Annotated in this window: 3 protein-coding genes and 1 pseudogene; all 4 read left to right on the top strand. The window is 40.0% G+C overall.

The window, feature by feature from the left end; all coding sequences use genetic code 11:
* A pseudogene (locus HMPREF0023_RS00990) lies at nucleotides 1-164 on the top strand (5-formyltetrahydrofolate cyclo-ligase); the annotation flags it as partial.
* Between the two features lie 145 nt (nucleotides 165-309).
* Nucleotides 310-2,739, top strand: a complete 2,430-nt coding sequence (gene lon, locus HMPREF0023_RS00985; protein ID WP_008940941.1) for an endopeptidase La — start codon at nucleotides 310-312, stop codon at nucleotides 2,737-2,739.
* Nucleotides 2,740-3,061: 322 nt separating this feature from the next.
* Nucleotides 3,062-3,541, top strand: a complete 480-nt coding sequence (rlmH, locus tag HMPREF0023_RS00980) for a 23S rRNA (pseudouridine(1915)-N(3))-methyltransferase RlmH (protein ID WP_004638409.1) — start codon at nucleotides 3,062-3,064, stop codon at nucleotides 3,539-3,541.
* 107 nt (nucleotides 3,542-3,648) lie between these two features.
* Nucleotides 3,649-4,422, top strand: a complete 774-nt coding sequence (locus HMPREF0023_RS00975) for a DODA-type extradiol aromatic ring-opening family dioxygenase (RefSeq protein ID WP_005091068.1) — start codon at nucleotides 3,649-3,651, stop codon at nucleotides 4,420-4,422.
* The last annotated feature ends 230 nt before the right edge of the window (nucleotides 4,423-4,652 follow it).

Below are 4,652 nucleotides of genomic sequence, written 5' to 3'. Positions count from 1 at the left end.
CAGGCTATTATGATCGAACTTTAGCTACAGCCCCACGGCGACCTTTTCGTCTAGGTTTAGCGCATACATTCCAATATTTAGACTTTCCTTTAGTCCGTCAAAAATGGGATCAACCACTGGATGCTTTATTTACCCCAACACAAAAATATTTTTTCAAACGCTAAATACATCTTCTTTATAAAATTTCGCCCAAATCCCAACCAATTTAGTCTTTTTTTTTATATTTTCTAATTAAAAACCCTTGTAATTTTTGAAATGCACATCACTATAAAAACATGGCAACACCGTTGTCACTCATTAGGAGTGCCCATGTCTGAATATATTATGAATAATGAAACTAACTTAGAGCCGCAGGTTCCAAGTGTATTACCACTATTGGCGTTACGTGATGTTGTGGTCTATCCACACATGCAAATTGCGCTCTTCGTGGGTCGTGAAAAATCGATCAATGCAGTGGATGTGGCTCGTAACAGTGACAATTTAGTATTTGTAGTTGCGCAAAAAGATTCGCTTACAGAAGAAATTGATCACGATAATCTCTATCAATATGGAACCGTGGCTAAGATCGTACAAGTTGTGAATCATGAGAATGATGAAAACTGTATTAAAGTGCTGATTGAAGGCTTACATCGTTCTAAATTAGAACGCATTATTGACGGGGAAGAATATTTAACTGCTGAGCATCACCTCAGTCCAATGACGGTAGCATTGGATCAAGAAGCTCAAGAAACTCGCTTAAATGAATTACGTACTCTGTTTGCTCAATATGCTGAAGCAAAATTACGTAATGCGCGTGAATTGGTTGCTGCAGCAAATAAAATCGAAGACTTATTACAACTCATGTTCTTCGTTGCAACTCGTGTGCCTTTAAATATTGAAGTGAAACAAAAATTTTTAGAGCACGATGAGTTTGAAGCGCATTTGCAAGAGTTAATGAGCTATTTGATGAATCAATCTGCTGAACAGCAAATTGAGCAAACGCTGCATGACAGTGTAAAACGTCAAATGGAAAAGAATCAGCGTGAATACTTTCTCAACGAGAAGATGAAAGTCATTCAGCGTGAACTCTCGGATATGAATGGCGGCGCTGAAGATGACGTTGCTGAAATTGAGAAACGTCTCGCTGAAGCAGATTTACCTGAGCATGTCCGCAAAAAAGCGGAAGCTGAGTTTCGCAAACTGAAAGCGATGCAACCAGCTTCAAGCGAAGCGGCTGTAGTACGTAATTATCTCGAAGTGATTTTAGATACACCGTGGAATAAGGCGAGCAAAGTCAGTATTAATCTGGCAAAAGCACAAGAAATTCTTGATGCTGACCATTATGGCTTAGATGATGTCAAAGATCGTATCGTAGAGTATCTCGCAGTCCAGTCTCGCGTGAAAAAACTCAAAGGTCCGATTCTATGTCTAGTGGGTCCTCCAGGTGTAGGTAAAACATCACTAGGTGAATCAGTTGCGAAAGCAACAGGTCGTGAATTTGTTCGTATGGCACTCGGTGGTGTCCGTGACGAAGCTGAAATTCGTGGTCACCGTCGTACCTATATTGGTGCGATGCCAGGTAAAATTGTGCAGTCTTTAACGAAAGTTGGCGTAAAGAATCCACTATTCTTGCTCGACGAAATCGACAAGATGGCACAAGATTATCGTGGTGATCCAGCTTCTGCATTGCTTGAAGTTCTTGATCCATCACAAAACAGTAAATTCAACGATCACTATTTAGATCTTGATCTTGATCTTTCAGAAGTAATGTTTATCTGTACAGCTAACAGTATGAATATTCCTGAAGCCCTACTGGATCGTATGGAAGTGATTCGTCTACCGGGTTATACCGAAGATGAGAAAGTGAATATTGCTGAGCGCTACCTTGTTCCAAAAGCAATCAAGAACAATGGTTTACGTGCCAAAGAGTTAACTATACACGAAGAAGCGATTCGTGACATCGTGCAACGTTACACACGTGAAGCAGGTGTACGTAGTCTAGAACGTGAAGTCTCTAAAATTGCACGTAAAGTAGTTAAAGAAGCTGTCAGCAAAAAATCTAAGAACTTACAGCTTGACGTAACATCGGCAAATCTTCCTGAATACTTAGGTCCACATAAGTTTGACTTTGGTATGGCAGAAGAAGAAGCCCAAGTCGGTCGCGTGAATGGCTTGGCTTGGACTTCGGTTGGTGGTGAGTTATTGACGATTGAAGTTGCGGCAGTAAAAGGTAAAGGTAAATTCATTACGACAGGTTCACTCGGTGATGTAATGAAAGAATCTATTACAACTGCGATGACTTTAGTACGTACTCGGGCAGATGAATTAGGTATCGAATCTTCTCGTTTTGAAGAAACCGATGTGCATGTTCACTTACCTGAAGGCGCAACACCGAAAGATGGTCCATCTGCTGGTTTAGCTCTGACCACTGCCCTTGTATCAGCATTTACAGGTATTGCAATTCGTCCTGACATTGCCATGACAGGTGAAACTAGTCTAGGTGGTCGAGCCATGCGAATTGGTGGTTTAAAAGAAAAACTTCTTTCAGCGCATCGTGGTGGCATTAAGTTAGTATTTATTCCACAAGATAATGTTCGTGACTTGGACGAGATTCCAGACAATGTCAAAGAAGGCTTAGAAATCAAAGCGGTGAAAAGCATCGATGAAATCTTACCTCTTGCATTGACGGATACACCAAAGCCTTTGCCGAAAACACCGATTGTAAAACCAGTGGAAGATGCAAAAGCCGCACGTCACTAATCATTTATCGACCAAAAAGAGAGCTTCGGCTCTCTTTTTTTGTTACATAATTTGGTTGAAAAATAACCTGCTTATTGCATAATAAAATAGAGTCCATAAAAACAAAGGCTAAGCTTGGCTCGTGTGCAACTCATTTTTTAGTATCATCTGAACTCCAGACGGATGATACTTTGATCGCAGCTCATACGCGTTTTGAGCTGCGTTTTTTATGAACAAGATAACCCAATAATTTGTCTTTTTTATGACAAGATAAATGGCTATATCCACCATGACATAGCTTCAAGCTTTATAATGCATTTAATTCTATAAATGAAACGAAGCTATGAAAATTCGTATTCTAACGATTGGTCAAAAAATGCCTGCATGGGTGATTACTGGTTTTGAAGATTATTTCAAACGAATTCAACCTTTTGTACAAACGCAAGTCGTTGAATTACCTATGGCGAAGCGAGGCAAAAATGATTCTGAAGCGGATATTTTAAAATACTGTCAAATTGAAGGAGACAGTATTTTAAATGCGATGAAACCCAATGAAGTCTTGATCGCGCTAGAAGTGGGTGGACGTGAATTAAGCACTGAAAAACTTGCAGATACCATGAAACAATGGATGCTTGAAGGAAATGATGTCGTGCTAGCCATAGGTGGTCCCGATGGACATTCTGATGCTGTACGCAAAGCAGCAGCTTGGCATTGGTCACTATCAAAACTCACTATGCCCCACCCGATGGTACGTATTTTACTGATTGAACAATTGTATCGAGCGATGACTATCAATCACAATCATCCCTATCATCGAGCGTAATCTAAAACAGTGTTCTGGTTTTAGAACAATCTGTTGAACCCAATCAACTTTTAAATTGTGCTTATCTTTGTCACCATAAGCATGTATTTCTATTCAGGTGCTTGATTATGAATCTGCAAACATTACCGGGGTTATTTATTTCTCATGGTTCACCAATGCTTGCACTTGATCCTGAGCAAGTCGGACCAGCTTTACATCGTTTGAGTCATAATCTTCCGAAACCAGAAGCAATCATTGTCATGTCTGCACACTGGGAAAGTCAGGCTCTGGAAGTCAGCACATCAACGCGACCACAAACTTGGCATGACTTTAGAGGTTTCCCTCCGGAGCTATATCAAATCCGTTACCCTGCTGCTGGTGCACCTGACTTAGCAGAAAAAATACTAGCACTATTTGCAGAAGCCGGCATATCTGCCCATGCAAATAGTACACGACCACGAGATCATGGTGTCTGGATGCCTTTATTACATATGTATCCAGATGCAGATATTCCTGTGATTGAGATTTCACTTCCAATCTCGATGAGTTCCGATGATATTTATAAAATCGGAAAAGTCCTTGCCCCATTACGAGAACAGCAAATTTTACTGATTGGTTCGGGTAGTATTACCCACAACCTAGCTGAACTTTCATGGCAAGCTGATGCAGATGTACCACTATGGGCAAGCACTTTCCGCAATACTGTTGTCCATAAACTCTCTCATCAAAATTATGATGCAGTTCTTGACTGGCCTTCACTCCCTTATGTACAGCGTAACCATCCAACACTCGAGCATTTTGCACCACTCTTTTTTGCGATGGGAACAGGTAACCGTTTTAATATCGTCCATAGTAGTTTCTCCATGGGTTCCCTAGGAATGGATATTTATCGTTTTGATTAACCCAGTGACTAGGCGAATTACTTGCCTCCATTTTTGAACAATTGCTCTATAAAAGTGGATTTTCACACACGTTAATCCACTAAAACTTTTATATTTTTATTATATTTTACAAATTGACACATTTAACGAACTTAATGCATAAAGTGCCGTCATGCGCTTCTTTTAAGAATACTTTAAGCTATTAGCTGCTATTTTTTATGTGTTGTTTAGAAAATGAAAATCAAATACTT

The organism is Acinetobacter sp. ATCC 27244, assembly GCF_000156555.1.
Classification (GTDB): domain Bacteria; phylum Pseudomonadota; class Gammaproteobacteria; order Pseudomonadales; family Moraxellaceae; genus Acinetobacter; species Acinetobacter haemolyticus.
The sequence above is the reverse complement of the archived record's forward strand: the minus strand, read 5'-3'. Positions and strand labels throughout refer to the sequence as shown.

Bases quoted from the DNA above. Each gene is read 5' to 3' on its own strand.
- lon (WP_008940941.1), top strand. From the start codon at position 310: ATGTCTGAATATATTATGAATAATGAAACTAACTTAGAGCCGCAGGTT.
- rlmH (WP_004638409.1), top strand. From the start codon at position 3,062: ATGAAAATTCGTATTCTAACGATTGGTCAAAAAATGCCTGCATGGGTG.
- HMPREF0023_RS00975 (WP_005091068.1), top strand. From the start codon at position 3,649: ATGAATCTGCAAACATTACCGGGGTTATTTATTTCTCATGGTTCACCA.